The 19,002-nt window shown below is 51.7% G+C and carries 14 protein-coding genes and 3 pseudogenes; 3 read left to right on the top strand and 14 right to left on the bottom strand.

Annotated elements, in window-relative coordinates; all coding sequences use genetic code 11:
- Positions 1-174 precede the first annotated feature (174 nt).
- Complete coding sequence (locus RAE21_RS08955; protein ID WP_313880209.1) at positions 175-1,647, bottom strand: IS5 family transposase; 1,473 nt, start codon at positions 1,645-1,647, stop codon at positions 175-177.
- A 222-nt stretch (positions 1,648-1,869) separates the two neighbouring features.
- On the opposite strand from RAE21_RS08955, the gene RAE21_RS08950 reads away from it, so the two are divergent.
- Positions 1,870-2,040, top strand: coding sequence for an Arm DNA-binding domain-containing protein (locus tag RAE21_RS08950; RefSeq protein WP_313881052.1), 171 nt, complete (start codon positions 1,870-1,872; stop codon positions 2,038-2,040).
- A 20-nt stretch (positions 2,041-2,060) separates the two neighbouring features.
- On the opposite strand, the pseudogene RAE21_RS08945 reads toward RAE21_RS08950, so the two are convergent.
- A pseudogene (locus tag RAE21_RS08945) lies at positions 2,061-3,368 on the bottom strand (IS5 family transposase); the annotation flags it as partial.
- Between the two features lie 97 nt (positions 3,369-3,465).
- Between RAE21_RS08945 and istA the strand changes: the two are divergent.
- Complete coding sequence (istA, locus tag RAE21_RS08940) at positions 3,466-4,539, top strand: IS21 family transposase (protein ID WP_428984048.1); 1,074 nt, start codon at positions 3,466-3,468, stop codon at positions 4,537-4,539.
- Entirely contained in the window at positions 4,536-5,363 is an 828-nt protein-coding gene (gene istB / locus RAE21_RS08935; protein WP_313879687.1) for an IS21-like element helper ATPase IstB, read from the top strand. The genes istA and istB overlap by 4 nt, the downstream gene beginning before the upstream one ends.
- A 144-nt stretch (positions 5,364-5,507) precedes the next feature.
- Here istB and RAE21_RS08930 read toward each other — a convergent pair.
- The 12 genes and pseudogenes from RAE21_RS08930 to RAE21_RS08875 all read right to left on the bottom strand — a co-directional run.
- A pseudogene (locus tag RAE21_RS08930) lies at positions 5,508-5,675 on the bottom strand (IS5/IS1182 family transposase); the annotation flags it as partial.
- 620 nt (positions 5,676-6,295) lie between these two features.
- The gene (locus RAE21_RS08925) at positions 6,296-8,260 is read right to left on the bottom strand and encodes a polysaccharide biosynthesis protein (RefSeq protein ID WP_313882690.1); all 1,965 of its coding nucleotides are present in this window, start codon (positions 8,258-8,260) and stop codon (positions 6,296-6,298) included.
- A 51-nt stretch (positions 8,261-8,311) separates the two neighbouring features.
- A complete protein-coding gene (locus RAE21_RS08920; protein ID WP_313881051.1) occupies positions 8,312-8,872 on the bottom strand; it encodes a sugar transferase in 561 nt (186 codons plus the stop codon).
- Positions 8,869-9,801 (bottom strand): UDP-glucose 4-epimerase family protein, encoded by a 933-nt coding sequence (locus RAE21_RS08915; protein WP_313881050.1) that lies wholly within the window; start codon positions 9,799-9,801, stop codon positions 8,869-8,871. Before RAE21_RS08915 ends, RAE21_RS08920 begins: the two co-directional genes overlap by 4 nt.
- On the bottom strand, positions 9,798-10,934 hold the full coding sequence (locus RAE21_RS08910) for a glycosyltransferase family 4 protein (RefSeq protein ID WP_313881049.1): 1,137 nt from the start codon (positions 10,932-10,934) through the stop codon (positions 9,798-9,800). Before RAE21_RS08910 ends, RAE21_RS08915 begins: the two co-directional genes overlap by 4 nt.
- A 62-nt stretch (positions 10,935-10,996) precedes the next feature.
- Complete coding sequence (locus tag RAE21_RS08905; RefSeq protein WP_313882689.1) at positions 10,997-11,776, bottom strand: glycosyltransferase; 780 nt, start codon at positions 11,774-11,776, stop codon at positions 10,997-10,999.
- Between the two features lie 463 nt (positions 11,777-12,239).
- The gene (locus RAE21_RS08900; protein ID WP_313881048.1) at positions 12,240-13,478 is read right to left on the bottom strand and encodes a glycosyltransferase family 4 protein; all 1,239 of its coding nucleotides are present in this window, start codon (positions 13,476-13,478) and stop codon (positions 12,240-12,242) included.
- Positions 13,442-14,353 (bottom strand): glycosyltransferase family 2 protein, encoded by a 912-nt coding sequence (locus tag RAE21_RS08895; protein ID WP_313881047.1) that lies wholly within the window; start codon positions 14,351-14,353, stop codon positions 13,442-13,444. Before RAE21_RS08895 ends, RAE21_RS08900 begins: the two co-directional genes overlap by 37 nt.
- 4 nt (positions 14,354-14,357) lie before the next feature.
- Positions 14,358-15,227, bottom strand: coding sequence for an alpha-1,2-fucosyltransferase (locus RAE21_RS08890; protein ID WP_313881046.1), 870 nt, complete (start codon positions 15,225-15,227; stop codon positions 14,358-14,360).
- Between the two features lie 28 nt (positions 15,228-15,255).
- A complete protein-coding gene (locus RAE21_RS08885; RefSeq protein WP_313881045.1) occupies positions 15,256-16,017 on the bottom strand; it encodes a DUF268 domain-containing protein in 762 nt (253 codons plus the stop codon).
- A 31-nt stretch (positions 16,018-16,048) separates the two neighbouring features.
- A complete protein-coding gene (locus RAE21_RS08880; RefSeq protein ID WP_313881044.1) occupies positions 16,049-17,374 on the bottom strand; it encodes a lipopolysaccharide biosynthesis protein in 1,326 nt (441 codons plus the stop codon).
- Positions 17,371-18,317, bottom strand: a pseudogene (locus tag RAE21_RS08875) (UDP-glucuronic acid decarboxylase family protein). The gene RAE21_RS08880 and the pseudogene RAE21_RS08875 overlap by 4 nt, the downstream one beginning before the upstream one ends.
- Positions 18,318-19,002 lie beyond the last annotated feature (685 nt).

The following is a 19,002-nucleotide window of genomic DNA, read 5'->3' as shown; positions in this document are numbered from 1 at the left end:
CGAATAGAAAGTTCCCGAGTGGTCAACCACCCACCACCATTACCTCTGACAAAGGCCGCTAGCTAGAGATAGTTAGTGGCCTTTTTCTTTGGGAAATCAAGCACTTACAGTGCAGCGTAGTACAAAGCGCTCTATTGACTGCTACTCTAAAGCGTCGTCCCTGCAAAATTCACTTCAAGCCACCCCCCAGCGCCGATCTGAGCCTTGCAGTCGGTTGAGGCCGATGATTTTGGCCAATTTCTCAAACAAGCCCGTCAAACCGCTCACCTGCAGCAGGCACAACAAAAGGCCCAGGCCTTTCCGGGCGATCATCCGCAGCAGCCAGCGGATGTTGTAGCCCGCCGCGCACAGCACCGCGTGCAGTGCATCGCCTGCTGAGCCTTTGAGGTGGCAGCGGTCCATGCGGTGATCCGCTTTGAGGTGCCCGATGATCGGCTCGATCGCTTGGCGCCGTTTGAGCAGTCTGCGCTCTTCATCGGTCAACCGCTTGTCCTTGCCCCGGTGTTTGATCTCAATGTCCGGGTTGTCTTTGTCCACACCCCGGTAGCCCAAGTCTGCGTACACCACCTCGGGCTTGACCCCCAAGCCTTGCATCAGGATAGCGCTTTGCTCGATCTGCTCGTGCATGGTGTGCCCGTCATACGGGTTACCGGGAAAGCTCCTGGCTCCCACGATCAAATTGCCCTTGAGCGTCATGGCCAGACCCACCTTCACGCCGAACTCGTACGGATTGCGGCTCTTGCCTTTTGAGATGCACTCCACCTCGGGCGCATGCCAGCTGTAGAGCTTGGCGCGGTTGTCCACTGCCTTGCGACTGCCGGTCTGCGTGACCAAGCGTTTGGCCTTGTCCAAGGTCTGGCCCAAGGTCTCTTGTATGGCTTGGCTGAGCGTGGTCATCTTGCGAGCCACCTCGCGCTGCAGCCGTCCAACGATGGTGCGCTGGCGTTTGATGGCTTTGCGCATGCGCTTGAACTGGCGGGCATGGGCATAGCGCCCAGCCTTGTAGCCCAGCAGTTGGCCTTCTTTGGCGTAGGTCTGTTTGAGCTCGATGCCATTGGCTTTGGCCAACTCGACCACCTTGGATCGGGCGGTCTCCAGCAGCTTGCTGTCGGTGGGATGTGCCACAGCTTTTTCTTGCACCGTGGAGTCCACGATCATGCGGGTCAATTCTTTCTTGGCAATCAGCTTGAGGGTGACCGCCACTTCCATGGTGCGGGCCAGCAGTTCTTCCACGCCTTCTTCGCCCAGAGCTTTACGAAAGCGCCCCAGTTGTGTCGGGTCGCACGGCCACTGGTGTTCAAAGTATTCGTTGCCAGAAAAGTACTGCCAAGTGGGGGTCTCACCCCAGCGCTGGATCACGTCCTCGTCGCTCTCATTGAACGCATGCTTGAGGTACAGCAAGGCAACCATTAACCGGGTGGGCAGACGGGGACGGCCGGCATTGGAGACGCCGCCACCGGCAACGGCCGAGACCGGACCAAACAAGTCCAAGTCTTCTATCTTCTTGCCAGACTTGACCTGGCGTGCCCAGCGCTGGACGAGGGAGGCTTCGATCTCTTGCCAAGGCATGCGGTTAGCAAGCACCGCCAGAGGGTGGCGCAAATCGATCATCTGATCCAGGCGGTTGCGGAAAAAGTCATCGGTCATGGCGCTGCTTTCAAAAACTCCCAGAAAACAGACTCCATTGAATATCTATTTGAGAGTTCTGACCATCCGGAATCACCCCAGATCACAAGCGTTCATGCGGGTTGCAGGGGTTTTGCAGGGACAACTAAAGCGGGGGTGCAAATGGGGGGAGATTCCGGAAAAACGGGGGGATTTTGACCCTGTACCCCCAAAAACCGTACCCCCATTGGGAGCCGTACCCCCATGCTGACTGATGTGCAGTGCAAAAACGCCGTGTGCCCGGCAGACAAAAAGCAAGCTAGGTTTGCAGATTTGGGTGGTATGTACCTACAGGTCAGCCCCATGGGGTCTAAGCGCTGGTTTTTGAAGTACCGGATTGACGGGAAAGAAAAGCAGCTCGCATTAGGTAGCTAGTCGTCCCTGCAAAATTCACTTCAAGCCACCCCCCAGCGCCGATCTGAGCCTTGCAGTCGGTTGAGGCCGATGATTTTGGCCAATTTCTCAAACAAGCCCGTCAAACCGCTCACCTGCAGCAGGCACAACAAAAGGCCCAGGCCTTTCCGGGCGATCATCCGCAGCAGCCAGCGGATGTTGTAGCCCGCCGCGCACAGCACCGCGTGCAGTGCATCGCCTGCTGAGCCTTTGAGGTGGCAGCGGTCCATGCGGTGATCCGCTTTGAGGTGCCCGATGATCGGCTCGATCGCTTGGCGCCGTTTGAGCAGTCTGCGCTCTTCATCGGTCAACCGCTTGTCCTTGCCCCGGTGTTTGATCTCAATGTCCGGGTTGTCTTTGTCCACACCCCGGTAGCCCAAGTCTGCGTACACCACCTCGGGCTTGACCCCCAAGCCTTGCATCAGGATAGCGCTTTGCTCGATCTGCTCGTGCATGGTGTGCCCGTCATACGGGTTACCGGGAAAGCTCCTGGCTCCCACGATCAAATTGCCCTTGAGCGTCATGGCCAGACCCACCTTCACGCCGAACTCGTACGGATTGCGGCTCTTGCCTTTTGAGATGCACTCCACCTCGGGCGCATGCCAGCTGTAGAGCTTGGCGCGGTTGTCCACTGCCTTGCGACTGCCGGTCTGCGTGACCAAGCGTTTGGCCTTGTCCAAGGTCTGGCCCAAGGTCTCTTGTATGGCTTGGCTGAGCGTGGTCATCTTGCGAGCCACCTCGCGCTGCAGCCGTCCAACGATGGTGCGCTGGCGTTTGATGGCTTTGCGCATGCGCTTGAACTGGCGGGCATGGGCATAGCGCCCAGCCTTGTAGCCCAGCAGTTGGCCTTCTTTGGCGTAGGTCTGTTTGAGCTCGATGCCATTGGCTTTGGCCAACTCGACCACCTTGGATCGGGCGGTCTCCAGCAGCTTGCTGTCGGTGGGATGTGCCACAGCTTTTTCTTGCACCGTGGAGTCCACGATCATGCGGGTCAATTCTTTCTTGGCAATCAGCTTGAGGGTGACCGCCACTTCCATGGTGCGGGCCAGCAGTTCTTCCACGCCTTCTTCGCCCAGAGCTTTACGAAAGCGCCCCAGTTGTGTCGGGTCGCACGGCCACTGGTGTTCAAAGTATTCGTTGCCAGAAAAGTACTGCCAAGTGGGGGTCTCACCCCAGCGCTGGATCACGTCCTCGTCGCTCTCATTGAACGCATGCTTGAGGTACAGCAAGGCAACCATTAACCGGGTGGGCAGACGGGGACGGCCGGCATTGGAGACGCCGCCACCGGCAACGGCCGAGACCGGACCAAATGTCACGCGCAGTATGAAAATGACACGCAAACGCGGTGAGGAATTGATACACCTCGACTAACGTGCCAAGCCATCCGAACCATGGATGGGACTGGCAATGATTACGAACGAGGAGTACATGGAACTCAAGGTTTTAAGGAAGCACAGGCTGAGCTTGCGCGAGATATCGGCGCAAACTGGAATGGCAGTCAACACGGTGCGTAAGTATTTGGAGGGCGGTCCGCCGGCCATGAAGAAACTGCCGGAACGTAAAAGCAAGCTCGATCCATTCAAGGACTACTTGGCTGGACGTATTCAGGCGGCCAAGCCTGATTGGATTCCCGCAACGGTGCTGCAGCGTGAGATTGCCGCACAGGGGTATACGGGCTCCGTGCGCATCCTGCAGGAGTACCTCAAGGAGTTGCGTCCACAGGCGCGCCCGGATCCGGTTGTGCGGTTCGAGACCCAGCCCGGTGAGCAAATGCAGATGGACTGGATCGAGTTCCGCAAGTCTGGGCATAAAGACGGCATGTTGGCGGCGTTTGTGGCAACGCTTGGCCACAGCCGGGCGACCTTCGCGGAGTTTGTCACAGACATGAAGCTGGAGACACTACTGGCGTGCCATGTCAGGGCGTTCGAGAGCTTTGGTGGAGTCACCCGTGAAGTGCTGTACGACAACATGAAGACCGTCATCCTCAAGCGTGACGCCTACGGCAAGAACCTGCACCAGTTCCAGGGTGCCTTTGCTGACTTTGCGCACCACCATGGCTTTGTGCCGCGGGTGTGCAAGCCCTATCGGGCCAAGACCAAGGGCAAAGTCGAACGCATGAATGGCTACATCCGGCGCAGCTTCTGGGTGCCATTGGTGGCGAGTATGAAGCAGCAATGCTTGGTGGTGGACGCGGACACAGCCAATCGGGAAATGCGCACCTGGCTGCGTGACGTTGCCAATGTGCGGATCCACGGAACCACTGGGTGTGTGCCGGCACTGGCTTTGCAACAGGAGCGCACACATCTGCTGGCCATCCCCAGCGCCTACAGTGGGCGAACAGTGCGTCAATTGCAAAAAGTCACCGGTAGCGGCGCAGCAGTCCGGCCAATTCCAGCCGCGGCATGGCGAGGCCTGCAGCATCCTCTGGCGATGTATGACACGCTGGTGCACAACCAAGCCTCAGCAGGAGGACGACCATGAGCCTGCAAATGGAAAGACTGCGTGAACTGTGTGATCAGCTGCGCCTGCTCAACTTACCCGATCAGCTTGCCCACTTGGGGCAAATGGCGGCCAAGAAAGAGCTGGGGTACCTGGAGTTCCTGGAGCAAGCCTTGCGTGGCGAGGCTCTAGCCAGAGTGGAGAGAACACGCGCCATGCTCACGCGCATAGCGGGCTTCCCCGCCATCAAGACGCTTGATGAGTTTGACTTCCAGTTTGCCAGCGGCGTGCCCAAACCCCTGGTACAGGAGCTTGGCAGTCTGGCCTTCGTGGAGCGCAGCGAGAACGTGGTCTTGCTGGGCGCCAGTGGGGTGGGCAAAACCCACTTGGCCATCGCCTTGGGCTACAGGGCAACCCAGGCTGGAATCAAGACGCGTTTCATCACGGCGGCAGATCTGCTGATGACACTGAGCACGGCACTACGGCAGAACACCCTGGAAGAGGCTATCAAACGCATCGTGCGTCCCTACCGGCTGTTGATCATTGACGAGGTCGGGTACCTTCCCATGAATCGGGAACAGGCGAATCTTCTGTTCCAAGTCATTGCCAAACGCTATGAAGTGGGAAGTCTCATCCTGACCTCCAATCTGCCGTTTGGGCAATGGGACCAGACGTTTGCAGACGATGCCACGCTGACAGCGGCGCTACTTGACCGACTGCTCCACCACGCCCATGTGGTCCCGATTTCAGGAGACTCCTATCGCCTGAAAGATAAGCGGCGTGCCGGTGTGATTGCCGCCAGCAGCAATACCCTACTCAAACGAAAACGCAGTCACCTTGATACACAGGAGGAACAGGCAGCCTAAGGGCGCCAAGCAGTCAGTGGCGAGCCACTGACTGCTTGAAAGACAAGCAAAGACAAAACAGACAATCGCCCCACACAACGGTGTATCAAATCCACGCCGCGTTTGCGTTCGACAGCTGTATCAAATCGAAACTGCGTTTGACACAAACAAGTCCAAGTCTTCTATCTTCTTGCCAGACTTGACCTGGCGTGCCCAGCGCTGGACGAGGGAGGCTTCGATCTCTTGCCAAGGCATGCGGTTAGCAAGCACCGCCAGAGGGTGGCGCAAATCGATCATCTGATCCAGGCGGTTGCGGAAAAAGTCATCGGTCATGGCGCTGCTTTCAAAAACTCCCAGAAAACAGACTCCATTGAATATCTATTTGAGAGTTCTGACCATCCGGAATCACCCCAGATCACAAGCGTTCATGCGGGTTGCAGGGGTTTTGCAGGGACAACTAGCTACCCGGCAGTCAGTCTTTCTGAGGCACGAAAGGCGCGTGACGCTGCAAAGCTTAAAAAGTCAGAGGGCGTCGATTCCGTGCAGGCGCGCAAGCTGGACAAGCTGAAAAATACCCGCTCCACTGGTGACACGTTTAAGGCTATTGCACTTGAGTGGTACCCAAGGCAGGCACCAAAATGTAGCGCATGCCGCGCCTATCGAACGCTGCGCCAATTGGAGCACGATCTCTTCCCGTTGCTTAGTTAGCGCCAGATCGCTGATATTAGTTCTATGGAGCTTTTGAGGACGCTTCACAGACTAGAGGGGGCGCGGAAACGTGCAGAGGACAGCAGCCCGGACGGTGCATTTGGATAGTTCCAAGTTGCAGGATCGGCAGAAATCTTTAAATTTCTTTCTATGAGAATTTGACTAACGCAGATTAGTTAATTGACTCGGTTCTGACTCAGAGTTAAGCAGAATAGGTCAACCGTTACAGATGCAATTTATATCAATTACTCACATACAGCGATTGCTCCCGCCTCTTGCTCCAAGTAAACCCAGTCTACGATGTTGTCGCTTGGGATGTATCCAGAGACAAGCTTCTGCATTATCGAGCGGATCATTTTTACTTCATTGTTACGCAGCGCCACTTCTAAGGCGCTGAGCGCGCCCTCGAATTCGGACCATGGAATGAATTCCTCATGGGCCTTTATAATGCGTACATGCGTTGTGGGCTCGGGGTTGTCGCCGATTAGCAGCTCTTCATAGAGCTTTTCACCCGGGCGTAGGCCTGTGATAGCGATTTCGACATCGCCTTCAGGATGCTCTTCATCTCTAATTGTCAAGCCCGAGAGTTCGACCATTCGCCGTGCCAAGTCCATGATCTTTACGGGCTGACCCATGTCTAACACAAATACATCTCCTCCTTTAGCCATGGCACCGGCCTGAATAACCAGTTGGGCCGCCTCTGGGATGGTCATGAAATAGCGCACAACCTCAGGGTGCGTGAGAGTTATTGGCCCTCCATTTCGAATTTGTTGTCGAAATTTAGGAACTACCGAACCCGAAGACCCAAGTACGTTGCCAAAGCGCACCATGCTGAACTTGGTATCGCGGTCTGAATCGGGCTGGTTGGCAGCAAGTGCTTGAAGTGCCATTTCGGCGAGACGTTTGCTGGCGCCCATTATGTTGGTAGGCCTTACGGCCTTGTCAGTACTGATCAGCACAAAATCAGACACACCATTTTGGGAGGCAGCTTGGGCTGTCCGCAGAGTGCCGATTACGTTGTTCTTGATACCCGCTGCTGGATTGTGCTCTACCAGTGGGACATGCTTATATGCTGCAGCGTGGTAAACCGTTTCCGGATGCCAAGTAGACATAATTTCGAGCATCCGGTCATAGTCATGTACGGACGCCAGAAGTGGGACTAGGACAGGCATTATGTCGCAATTCAGCCCCGCGAGCTTTTCTTCCAGCTCTTGATGTATTGCGTAGAGGGCATATTCATTTTGCTCTATCAGCAATAGCTTCGTCGGGTGGACCACCAAAATTTGTCGGCATAACTCACTTCCTATAGACCCTCCCGCGCCGGTCACCAACACCACTTTGTTTGCGATATTCTTCGCCAGCAATAATTGGTCGGGGGATACTGGTTCGCGCCCCAGCAGATCGTCTATGTCCAGTTCCCTTAGGTCTGAGATTTTGACCTTACCTTGTGCTAGGTCGGTAACGCTGGGCAGCGTTCGCACGGCCACGTGAGCTACGCGGATCTGACTCAATATTTCATTGCGGCGCCTGCGAGACAGCTTCGGCATGGCCAGCAGCACGTTGCTGATGTTCAGCGTTGAGACCAAGTTATTCAATTCGCTCAGGTTATAAACCCGCTGACCGTTGAGCACTTGTCCGTGCAGGCGCTTATCGTCATCTAGGAAGCCTGCCACTTGCATTTCGTGGCTGTTGTTCATAGCAGCGGCTAGCTGGCGACCGGTTGTGCCTGCGCCGTAGATGAGCACCTTTGGGCGTGAAGCGTGCTTTAAAATATTTTGGTAATCCTCGCCAAGCCAGACCCGAGCTAGCGCTCGTGAAGCACCGACGAACAGGAGCAGAAGCATGGGTTGGATAATGCCCACCGTGCGGGGCACCCCGACTACACCAATAGCTGTAAAGATAGATGCATAAAGCAGGCCGTAGATGCTTACTGCACGGGCAACAGCCAGCAAGGCAGGCCAGCCGCTGTAGCGAAAAATGGCTCGATATAGGCCTGACATAGCAAAAATGGGGAGAGCCATACCCACAGAGGTAGCCACTGCCAATAACGCCGTGCCATCAAGAGTGACAAGCTCACCCAGTCGCAAATAGTAAGCCAGCCATACTGTTAGGACGCACAGCCCCATATCAACTGAAAGAGCTACAAGTCGTTTCGCCGGTCGCGGCAGAGCCAAAATCGGGACTTTTAGGCTAGACCTAGACTGTTTCATAAAGCATGGCATTTACAAGAGCTTCGTACTTCGGCGCTTCTTTAATTTCTCTCAATGTGACACTCCATCCCTTGCTACAACCTTCAACAGCGTCATCCAAAGTATCTTCATGTCGAAAGATAGAGACTGATGCTTTAAATATTCCAAGTCAAATTGCACTTTTTGTGAGATTGGGATTTCATCCCGGCCATTGACTTGAGCCCACCCAGTCAAACCGGGCATTAGTTCATGCACACCCTTTTCCGTGCGGAGGCCTATCAGATCCTCTTGGTTGAAGAGCGCTGGGCGCGGGCCAACGAAACTCATATCTCCCTTCAGAATGCTCCATAGCTGAGGCAGTTCGTCCATACTCGATTTGCGCAAAAAAGAGCCTATGGGTGTGAGATACAGTTCTGGTTGATGCAGCAGGTGTGTGGCTACCACTGGGGTGTCGATGCGCATGCTGCGGAATTTGGGCATTTTGAAAATCTTATTGTGTCGACCCATTCGGTCGCTCCAATAGAGTGCGGGTCCGGGGGAAGTGAGTCGGATGCTTAGCGCCAGCAGCGCTATAGGCAGAGCCAGTAACATAGCCGCGATGAGCGCTAGTGTCAGGTCAGTCAAACGTTTCATAGGCGGTAGCCCTCAGCTGCGCGACGCAGACCCTCTTGCACCGACACTGGCGGGGTCCAGCCCAATAATTGTCGGGTTTTTGTAATGTCGAGCTGCAATGAGCCGCATAGACGCTGATAGGTGCTTGGTCGGTTCAAAAGTATTGTGCCCAGCTTTAACAGCGCAGATGGCAGATAAAACAGGCGTGCAGGTTTTCCCATTTCGGCCCCCATGCGCTCAAGTAATTGAGCTGTTGAAAGGTCTTCACCGTCAGATACCAGAAACGTTTGATTTGCGGCGTTAGGACTGTTCAAACAAGTCATTATCAAGTGCACGAGGTTGTCTAGAGCCACCAAGCTTCGGCGATTTTTAGTTATCGCAGCTAGTGGGATCGGAAGACCCATAGACAACCAGTGCATCATAGATTCAAAGTTGGCTTTCACCCCAGGTCCGTACACCAACGGCGGACGAATAATCACAACTTCCATGCCCGTTTCAGAAGCAATCGCCTGGAGTATTTTTTCTGCCTCGTATTTGGAAATTCCATATGGGTCCTCCGGCCGGGGCGCATCGTTGGCTGTGAAGGGTTGTCCCGATTCTGAATATTCGCCGTTTACTTTGATAGAACTCAAAAAGATGAAGCGCTTCACCCCAGCAGCAGCAGCCTGTCGTGCAAGTACGGCGGTCCCTTCGACATTTACACGGCGAAACTCAGTCATCGGGTCTGAGCTCTTCTCGTTCATCACGTGCACGCGAGCTGCCAGATGGATCACCACTCCGCACTTTTTTAAGGGTTCTTCCCAATTCGTTTCTGGTCCAATGTTTCCAACCACCACTGCATCTGCCTGTTCCTTACGAACTGCGCGGACTATTTCATGGCCTTTATGGCTCAATGCTTTTGCGACTGCCTGACCTACAAATCCGGATGCTCCTGTGATCAGTACCCTCATGATTGAAGGAGTCTTTCATAAACCTGTAGTGTCTGCAGGCAGACGATCGACGAAGCGAATTCGGTCGCTGCCATGGATCTACCTCGATTACCCATTTGGAGGCGTAGTTGAGGATTCAAGATCAACCGATGCAAGGCGTCAGCCAAGGCTTGATAATCCCTGGGGGGAACCAACAAACCATTTTTCCCGTCAATTACAGCCTCACGACATCCCGGCACATTGGTCGTCACGCATGGTAACCCAGCGGCCATACCTTCTAACAGAGCCTTTGGCAAGCCTTCTCTGTAAGACGGCAAGCAGACGATATCTGCTTGTTCCAGTACTTGAGGCATATTTGAGCAGAAACCCCAAAGTTCAACATCTGCTTCAGTCTTCCATTGCGCCAATACAGCAGGGGGGATACTGGCCCGGTTGTCAGTGTCCTCGCCCCCAGCGATCACAAAACGGGCGTTGACTTTACGATTGCGTAGCAAGCGCGCTGCCGCGACAAATTCGCCGAGACCCTTATCCCACAATAACCTTGCAGGTACCACGACCAATGGAGTTGAGTTTGTAGTCGATCGGTTTGGGTAAAGATTGAGATTGACTCCTGCACCCCTAATAAGTACCGCAGCGTTCGGGTGTACCTGTCGTGATTTGATGGACAGGGCCATATCGTCCCTGTTTTCGAAGACAACACAGCTCCTTGGTGGATTCAGGAGTAAGCGCATAGCTACTCCAATAACTGAACGAAGAAATGGCATAAAGGGCGACGTAGATGTATAGGTGTAGCCGCCTCCAACAACAGCATTAACTACTCGCTGTACACCAGCAATACGCGCCGCAATCCCCCCCAGCAAAATGGGTTTGATAGCCACTTGGTGAAGGATATCGGGATTTTCTTCTTTGAAGATAGTAACTAATTGCTTTACTGTTCTAAAAGCAGATATAAGACCTAAGCTTCGGCGATCAATGCCTAAGTCGATAACACGTAATCCTGCATCTGCAATATTCGAACGATGCCTCTCAATCGACGTGACTACAACTACTTCATAGCCAACATTTTGTGCTGCTTTGGCCCGCTCCAAAAAGTGGGAGCAAAAAAACCAGTCCACGGCTACAAAGAAAATCAACTTCCTAGAGTTGCATCGCATAAATAGTTCAATTATTCAATGGGCGATGCCCATAAGTCGGTGAGATTTTAACAAAGTACAATTCAAGGGCGATTCGCCAAAAAGATGCACTTTCCAACACTGACCGCAACTCCGACAAGCCAGCGGACATCTTTTGTAAGCAAAAGCTGTCGTAACTGAGCTCCTGCTACGTTAGCGTAAGCCGCTCTTGACCTTCGAGCCTGGCCGTTAGGGGAAATGTTATACGACAACAAAGGTAAGGGTAGGTTGGCGAATCTCCATCTATGCCCCATAGCAAGTCTGAGCCACAGGTCGTAGTCTTCTGCGTTTTTGCCGCCCAAGTAAGCTCCCTCAGCTAGCACGGCATCGCGGCGCAGCATCACCGAGGGGTGGCATATGGGGTTACCAAACCGTAAAGCTTTGCGAATCTCTTGATTGGTTTCAGGTAGATCTACTTTTCCATGGACATAATTGTCATTATCAATTAAAAAATATGAAGAGCCGAGGACCGCGACATCGTCGTTAGCTTCCATGTAGGCAAGTTGCATTTCCAGCCGCTTGGGATCTGCGACATCATCTGCATCCATGCGAGCTATAAATGGTGAGCGTGCTAAGTGGAGGCCTAAGCTAAGGCTGAAATTCAGTAAGTGAATTGGAGTTCCGTCAACCTTGACACGTTTGTCGTGGGCGAAGGCTTTGGTTAGTTTTGGCACGATTTCATCTGCATTTGGTCCGTTCACGATCAAATGTAAATCGAAGTCAGTCATGGTCTGAGTCAGACACGACTGTATTGCTCGATACAAGAGTTCATCTTCACGATGGGTGCAAATGAGCCATGCAGCACGAGGAGCTCGATCACTCATAGTACCCATATTCAATATTTCTCCTAGTCTAGTATTGTTAACGAATGGACAGACTGCATCGCACTTCCTAGATTCGCAAAGAATGACAAACCACCTTCAGGCATATAAAGGTTTGGCAGGATCCGAGCTCTTTCGAAAAGCTTCTCAGTTGAGTAGGTAGCAGCGCTGCACCGGGAAAACACAAACTGGTGAATTAGCACGACATGCTGCCAGCATTGGCGTCACGAAAAATTCGATGCAAAGGGATGATTGGGTCAAGTTGGCGGATCTAAAAATAGTTATTTCTTCGTTCCCTAAGCTAAAAGAAAACTAAGTATTCGTATATTTTCGAAATCAATTCAATTGCTTGGTTTTGAGGAGGATGCTAATTTCTAGTTAGTCTGCTTTATTAAAAAAATGACGCGACGGCGAAAAAATGCATGAGCGTTTTAGTTTGAAAGTAACTGGTATTTCTTTATCGTTACTAAGGCCTTAGCAATTGTTGGTAGCGTTGAACGATCTGGCTCCAAGTAAAACCCTTGTTCCAAATGGATGTTCTTGCGGACTCACCCATTTTTCGGAGTTTTTCTCTGTCGGCTAACATATTTTCCAGCTCGTGCATTAATCTGTCGATAGATATCTCGGATGAGTTTTTTCGGGCTTTGGGTAGCACAACCCCACCTCCTGTCCAGTCGGCAATCTCTTGGCTGTTGCCCGCGTCACTTGAAATGAACGGCGTCCCCGAAGCCGCAGATTCAAAGAGAACCAAAGGGGAATACTCCACATGCGAAGCTGAGATAAAAAGGTTGGCTGCCTTGTAGAGATTCACCACATCAGCACGCGATAAGTCCACGATCAACAAACGTTTACGTGTTTGGGTGAGATTACACCACCAAGCCAGACAGGGCAGGGGCAAGCGTCCCTGAATGAGGTGCTTGATAGTGCGTTTTATTTTTTCAGTGAAAATTTTCCCTGGCTCGTTCGCATTAATAACCAATACTGCTGGGCGACACAGTTTTGCTTTGTTGAAAGCTTGAACAACTTCCCAGTGTCCTTTATTTTTAATGCGGCTCCCGACGCTCAGTAGAAGATCATGCTCGGGATCAATTCCTAGTTGCTGACGGATATTCCCAGGGTTGAGGTCTTGGAACTCACGCTCGTCGACACCATTGGGCACGAAATAGAGGTTGGAAAGGCCATGAGCCTTAGCAAAAGCGATGTCTTGGTATTCGTGAGTATAAAATATCAGTCCATCAAACCATCTAAGCCATTGCGGCATTTTTGTAAAATAATCCCAATAAAGAGAATTATGTAAGCCTGAGAAGCCACAGGGGATGAAAAGTTTACGGCATTTTAAAATGGGGAGGATATCTATTGTTGCATCGAAGGTCCACTGCTGAGCAGCCTTGATCATCACTGTGTCGAAGTTATCTTGTAGCAAAAAGCGTTTGTATTCCTCGACCTGACCATGCATCCCTGTGGCCCAATTGCCAGTAATCTCAAAGGATACTACTCGCACCTCGTTTCTTATTGTGTCTGAGGTTCGGTCGGGATGTGGGCTCGTGGCGACAGTCACATCTATCCCTGCAGTCGCTAGACGCTCTGCGATCTGGCGGATAACTTCCTGAACGCCGCCGACGCTGGGAGGGTAGTGCTCACAACAAAGGAGTACGCGAAGTCTATCGCTCATCTCAAAGGTCCCGTCTTCCATGAAGCCGTCCACAGCTTGATTTTTGCCTTCAACCAGCGCGCGGGCTCATGTCTAAATTTTAAGTCGCGAAAATAGTGATTGGCGTTGGGCAAATTAAGGGCTAATGCATAACTGCCTAGCAGATACCCAAAATTACTTCGGGCACGATCGCGGTACCTCGGCGGCAGTAGAGTTATTTGACGTCTAAAAAGATTCCGCTGATGATCAAATTGCCGCGCGTTAAATATGCTGATCTGATCTGAGCCAACACAATAAGTGCCTAGTATTGCTGGCACATAGTGAAATCGCGCACCTCTTGCTGCGAGGCGCAGCCAAGCGTCAAAGTCTTCCACTAGCCCCGGGCTTTCGTCGAATCCACCGATCGCCATCATGAGCTCGCGTTTAACCGTTGTGCCTGAGGTGGGCAAGGGGTTGCCAAACCGGATCATGTGCATGATGGGATCGTTGGAGCGCAGTTGTTCGCCAATCTTGCCGGTATGGGGCGGCTTAGCTGCTGTGTCGAGGTCTGCCCGTTCAACCCGCAAAGAGTGGTAGACGATATCTCGGTCTTCAGTGAGCTGCGCTTTTAGATCAGCTATCCGCGATTTGTACCACCAGTCGTCTGAGTCCAGGTAACTGATCCAACGTGTCGTGGCAGCTTTGGTTGCCACGTTGCGCGGTCGTGCAGGTCCCCCCGAGTTATCAATCCGTAGCAAGCGCAGGCGAAGTTGGCTGTAGAAGCCGCCGATTGCGGCGGCTATATCCTCTGTGGAGCCATCATCACAAACGACAACATCAAACATATTGTCCGTTTGAGTCGCCAAGCTACTCAAGGCTCGAACAAGTTCCTCACTCCGATTGAATGTAGGGATAACCACAGTCAAATCTTGAGGGTTGTCGTTCTTCATGTTTTTATCCTGCCATCCGAATCCATCGCGCAGGAATAAGATCGGGAGTGGGTCTATCCACTGCATACCATTGCTCGGGAGCAATCACGATCTGATTTGCACTACGCGACAGCCATGCACCCCACCAGCTAAAGCTGCTGTTGGCTAAGATATGGTGCTTACATTTAGACATCATTCGCAAATCTTGAAATGCTTGTTCGGGGCGGTTGTGATCGACGAAATGAGTGGGATACGGTGATCGCAGGTTGGCTTTGGTCCATTCGGGATCGTCTGAGAAGACGAATAAAGTAGGAGAGTGAAGTCGCTCAGCCATTCGCTCAATCGCCTTCCGGTAGTATGCCAGTGAGCACAGACCATGATATTGCGATGCTGATGCCAAACTTACATAGTCACCACGGCGGACATGCACACAAACAGATTCGCTTTGCTCCATTTGCTCCATCAGAGTTAGATCTGCCGGCCCAGGAGGATCCAGCGGTGTTAGTTCGGTCAATAGTTGCTCACGAATCCCGGCGAAATATGCCTCGCTCTGCCAGAATCCTACCAAGTAGCTCTTGGGCGGTGCCGTAAATACATTGCTGTTGATACCGAAGCCCTCCTCGTGTATCACTTTCATCGATTGCAATGGCTTAAGGTACCGCCCCCAGCGCGAGCGGATCGGTGCCCAGCGAAATAATTCTGATCGTGTAGCCAAACGCATTCCCAATGGGTATCGCGTAAGCTCCAATGGGCGCGGCGTTTCACCTGGCCCGGGATGATCAAACCAGTGATGGTCAACAACTAACGCACACTTATGCTGCATAGCAAGACGTCGAGCGGCAGCGTATTGAAACAGCTGATTACCCAACCCCCCTTGTGCCTTAAAAGCAATCATTTAGGTATTTTCTTTCTCAGATGAAGTTTTAAGTCGGCAATCGCTTTATAAAGTGGAAGCATCCACAACCGTAACGTTGCTTTCCAGCTAATCGGGGGTCTGCTTGACGAATCAATCCCTCCGTGGCGCCATCGTCCGGAATAAGGGCAAACTCGACTAGTTCGAGTTCGGGAAACATCTCCAGCACCTGCTCATAGGTGTAGATACGATGTGCGTTGAACTCAATTCGCGCTTGACCACTGACTGGCACCACAAACAATAACGTGCCCCCGGGTGCCACCACTCGGACCAACTCGCGCGCCGCCTTGAGGTCTCCGTCGTAGTCCAAGGGATCACCATAGCGGCCTAGACCGATATGCTCGACTACATGCATGCAGGACAAAGATTCCACGCTATTGTTGGTGAAAGGCAGCTGCATCAACGTACCAGCGTCGCTGACCAAGCCAGAAAGGCCTAAATTTGCCGGGCGGAAGTCGATAAACTTTGTTAGCACAAAGGCGGACACCGAACTGACGAAATAGAGTGAACTTGCAATATCAATATGCTGGGCGGGGCGCAAATCGGCAACTACTCTAATAGCCCAAGCGGTATGGAAAACATAGTGTCTATCAAATCCGGTTGTAGCTGTAGCGTCTCGCAAATGCAACCATCGGTATTTCCAAGCCAACGAAAATCTAGGTCTTTCGTTGGCTTGAAGCTTACGAAATTGCATCAAAGCGGTAAAAAACTGTTGAAAAAGGACAAATGCACGGCGCGCTTTGTGCGAAAAATGTTTAATAAATTTGTACATAGATAATGTTATCTCTAGCATCCTTTTACGCTTATTGTTGGCTGGTCTTAAACCACCAAAGAATGCCTAGCATAAGTTGCGCTAGCGAGGTGGTGATCCATATGAAAGCTCCAAGCATGACTCCTCCGTCAGTTCCGTAGAGATATACCACCAATAAAGCTGAAGCTAGTGAAATAAGATTGAATTGCAAAATCTTGTGCGACTGTCCCTTGGCGACGATGACTTGATAAATGCAGCCATAGAGGCTGTTCAATACAACCGCAAAAAGCAGAAGCCGAAATGGGGCAGTGCCCAAGCTTACAACTGTTAGGTCTTGTAACCATAGTTCAAGAATTTGTGGCGCAAACCAGCAAGTCATTAACGCGGGCAAAATACAAATAACCAGAGTGCCGCCCACCAGGCGCTTCATGTGGGCGGCTGACACTTGCCCGTTAGTTTGAATATTCTTGACAATCACCGGGAAGTAAGCTCGCGTTACCGGTGCCTGCAATTGCAGAAAGGCAAAGGCAAAAGTTGATACGACTGTGTATATACCAAACTCCGCTACGTCTATCGTTCTGCTGAGAATTATTCGGTCGAGTTGGCTCACTAATAGGCCGACGAGAATGCCTGCTGAGAGAATAGACACCTCTTTCAACAGTAGGCCTAAAGTGATCTTATCCTGAGAGGCGGTGTCAGGCCCACGCCCGAGCAGGCGCCGCACGCTGACGGCGTTTACAGTGACCTCCAAAAAAGCGATAGAAGCGAAGGCTAGTGTGTACATCCATGCTTCCGGTACCAGGAACTGCAAGGACAGTAGGGCCGTCAAGTGCTTCAGAGTCCCGAAGCCGCAAGCCCTAAAGTTTGCGAGTACTTGGTGTTGTAGGCCGTGCCAGAGTCCAATGTGCAGATTGTTGAAGAATTGGAAAAAGAATTGAAGGCTAACAATGCGAATGGCCATCTCAAGCCCATCCATGCTTTCAGCGGGGACTTTAAACCAGCGGTGGGCCAAGTAGCCTGCGGATGCCTGCAATGTCAGAAACATCGTGAGGCCGAGGCAGATGTATATGCGCCGAAAAACTATCACATATTGGCGTAAACGTGCGGGATGATTTGCTACTAACGCTACCCATCTAGGTAGGATTTGGCTGAAGCCAGAATCGATAAAGTTCGAAAGGATTTGGAGGCTAGCACAGGCCGCGACTAGGCCCCACTCTGATACGCCCAGTAGACGAATATAGAAGGGAATCATGAGCATGGAAAGCAAGCTCAGCCAAGCTAGGGCGACAAAACTAGAAGCCGCATTGCGAGCGGTTAGGGACGCTAACAAGGTGGGCAGCCTTGCAATTGAAGACAGCAAGTTTCCTAAGCGGATCATAAAGCTTTGCTAAATACTGGCGCACAGTAACAAATTGTATTTTGGAGGCCTGAATCCAAGGTGATTGTGGGCTCCCAGTCGAGCGTCTTTTTGGCTAGCGTGATGTCGGGTTGCCGCTGCTTTGGGTCATCTGCAGGCAATAGATAACATACCAGTTTCGAGCTCGAACCGGTTAATTCAATGATGAGTTCACCCAGTTGGCGTATTGTGAACTCGCAAGAACTACCTAGATTCATGGGGCCTGGAAAACAGGGGTGGCCGTTCTCTCCAGCAGACATATCCATGAATCGCAAAAATCCTTCAATAAGGTCGTCCACGTAACAAAAGCTGAGTGTCTGCCCGCCATCACTATATAGAGTGATATCTTCGTCATTTAGTGCTTGTACTACAACGTTACTCACTGCACGGCCGTCGTTAGGGTGCATGCGAGGACCATAAGTATTGAAGATCTGAGCGAAACGGATGTCGAAGTTATGTTGTCGGTAATAATCAGAAAATAAAAATTCTGCATATCGTTTGCTTTCGTGATAACAGCTTCAGGGCCAATCGAATTTACATTGCTCCAGTAACTCTCTGGCTGTAGGTGAACAGAGAGATTCCCATATATTTTGCTCGTACTCGCTCGGAATATACGGGCACGAAGTCGTTTGGCCAAGCCAAGCATATTTATCGCGCCATGTACGCTAGTTTTTGTAGTTTGGGCTGGGTCGTACTGGTAATGAATAGGGCTCGCCGGGAATGTCAAGTTGTATATTTTATCCGCTTCGATATGCAAAGGGAACGTTACGTCGTGCCTGAGAAATTCGAATCGAGGGTGAGAGGTTAAATGTTCGATATTATATTTCGTGCCTGTAGAAAAGTTATCTGTGCAAACTACTTCATCGCCACGCTCAAGTAGTATTTTGATGATATGTGAGTCCAAAAAATATGCTCCACCGGTCACGAGGCTCTATTTCTCGATTTGTATTGTCGTAGGCTTTGCATATCTATGCTAATAGTTTGGTCTAAAAAATGTGTCTATAGACTCGTCAACATTATCCAACATGGAGGTGTGTGGGTTGGCAGCAAAGCAATGTGTACATTTAAAGGTCGCTACATTAACCCAAGCTCTTAAATCTCTCATAATTGGTATCGGACTTGAGTTCGATAGCTCGCAGTGCAGGGCACAGGTTTGCGAAATCGCCTAATCTAATCAAACACACAGGCGCGTGACTGTTCCGGAATTTGATGAGCTTTTGTTGCTGAGCATTCGATCTTGACCAAACTAAAGAATTATTCTATCCCTGAGTCACCTCAGAACTCGCCAGCTCGATACATTCAGTATGTGATGCATTGTTTCTAAAGCCGTTGCTGAATATTCCAGTTAGTGTACGGGCTACCTTGGTAAGTGCGATGCAGCAGCACTGTCGTTTTACTCATAGCCACACCGCAATTTTCAAGACATCTGGCGCCAGTCGCTAGGTCGTGTTGCCTTGCATCGAGCAGTCGCCAATTCAACGCGGGTGCAGGTCTAATACAGCCGCGCCATAACGCCCGCCGCCAGCTTTCTAGTTTTGGCTGAGTTACGAGACACGCTACGGCAGGGTCCATCGGCCTCGGCTGGGCGGTCAAAAACCTTATTAGTCGTC

The sequence above is a fragment of the Rhodoferax potami genome (genome assembly GCF_032193765.1).
Taxonomy (GTDB): domain Bacteria; phylum Pseudomonadota; class Gammaproteobacteria; order Burkholderiales; family Burkholderiaceae_C; genus Allorhodoferax; species Allorhodoferax potami.
Note: the sequence above shows the minus strand (reverse complement) of the source record. Positions and strands in the feature narration are given on the sequence as shown.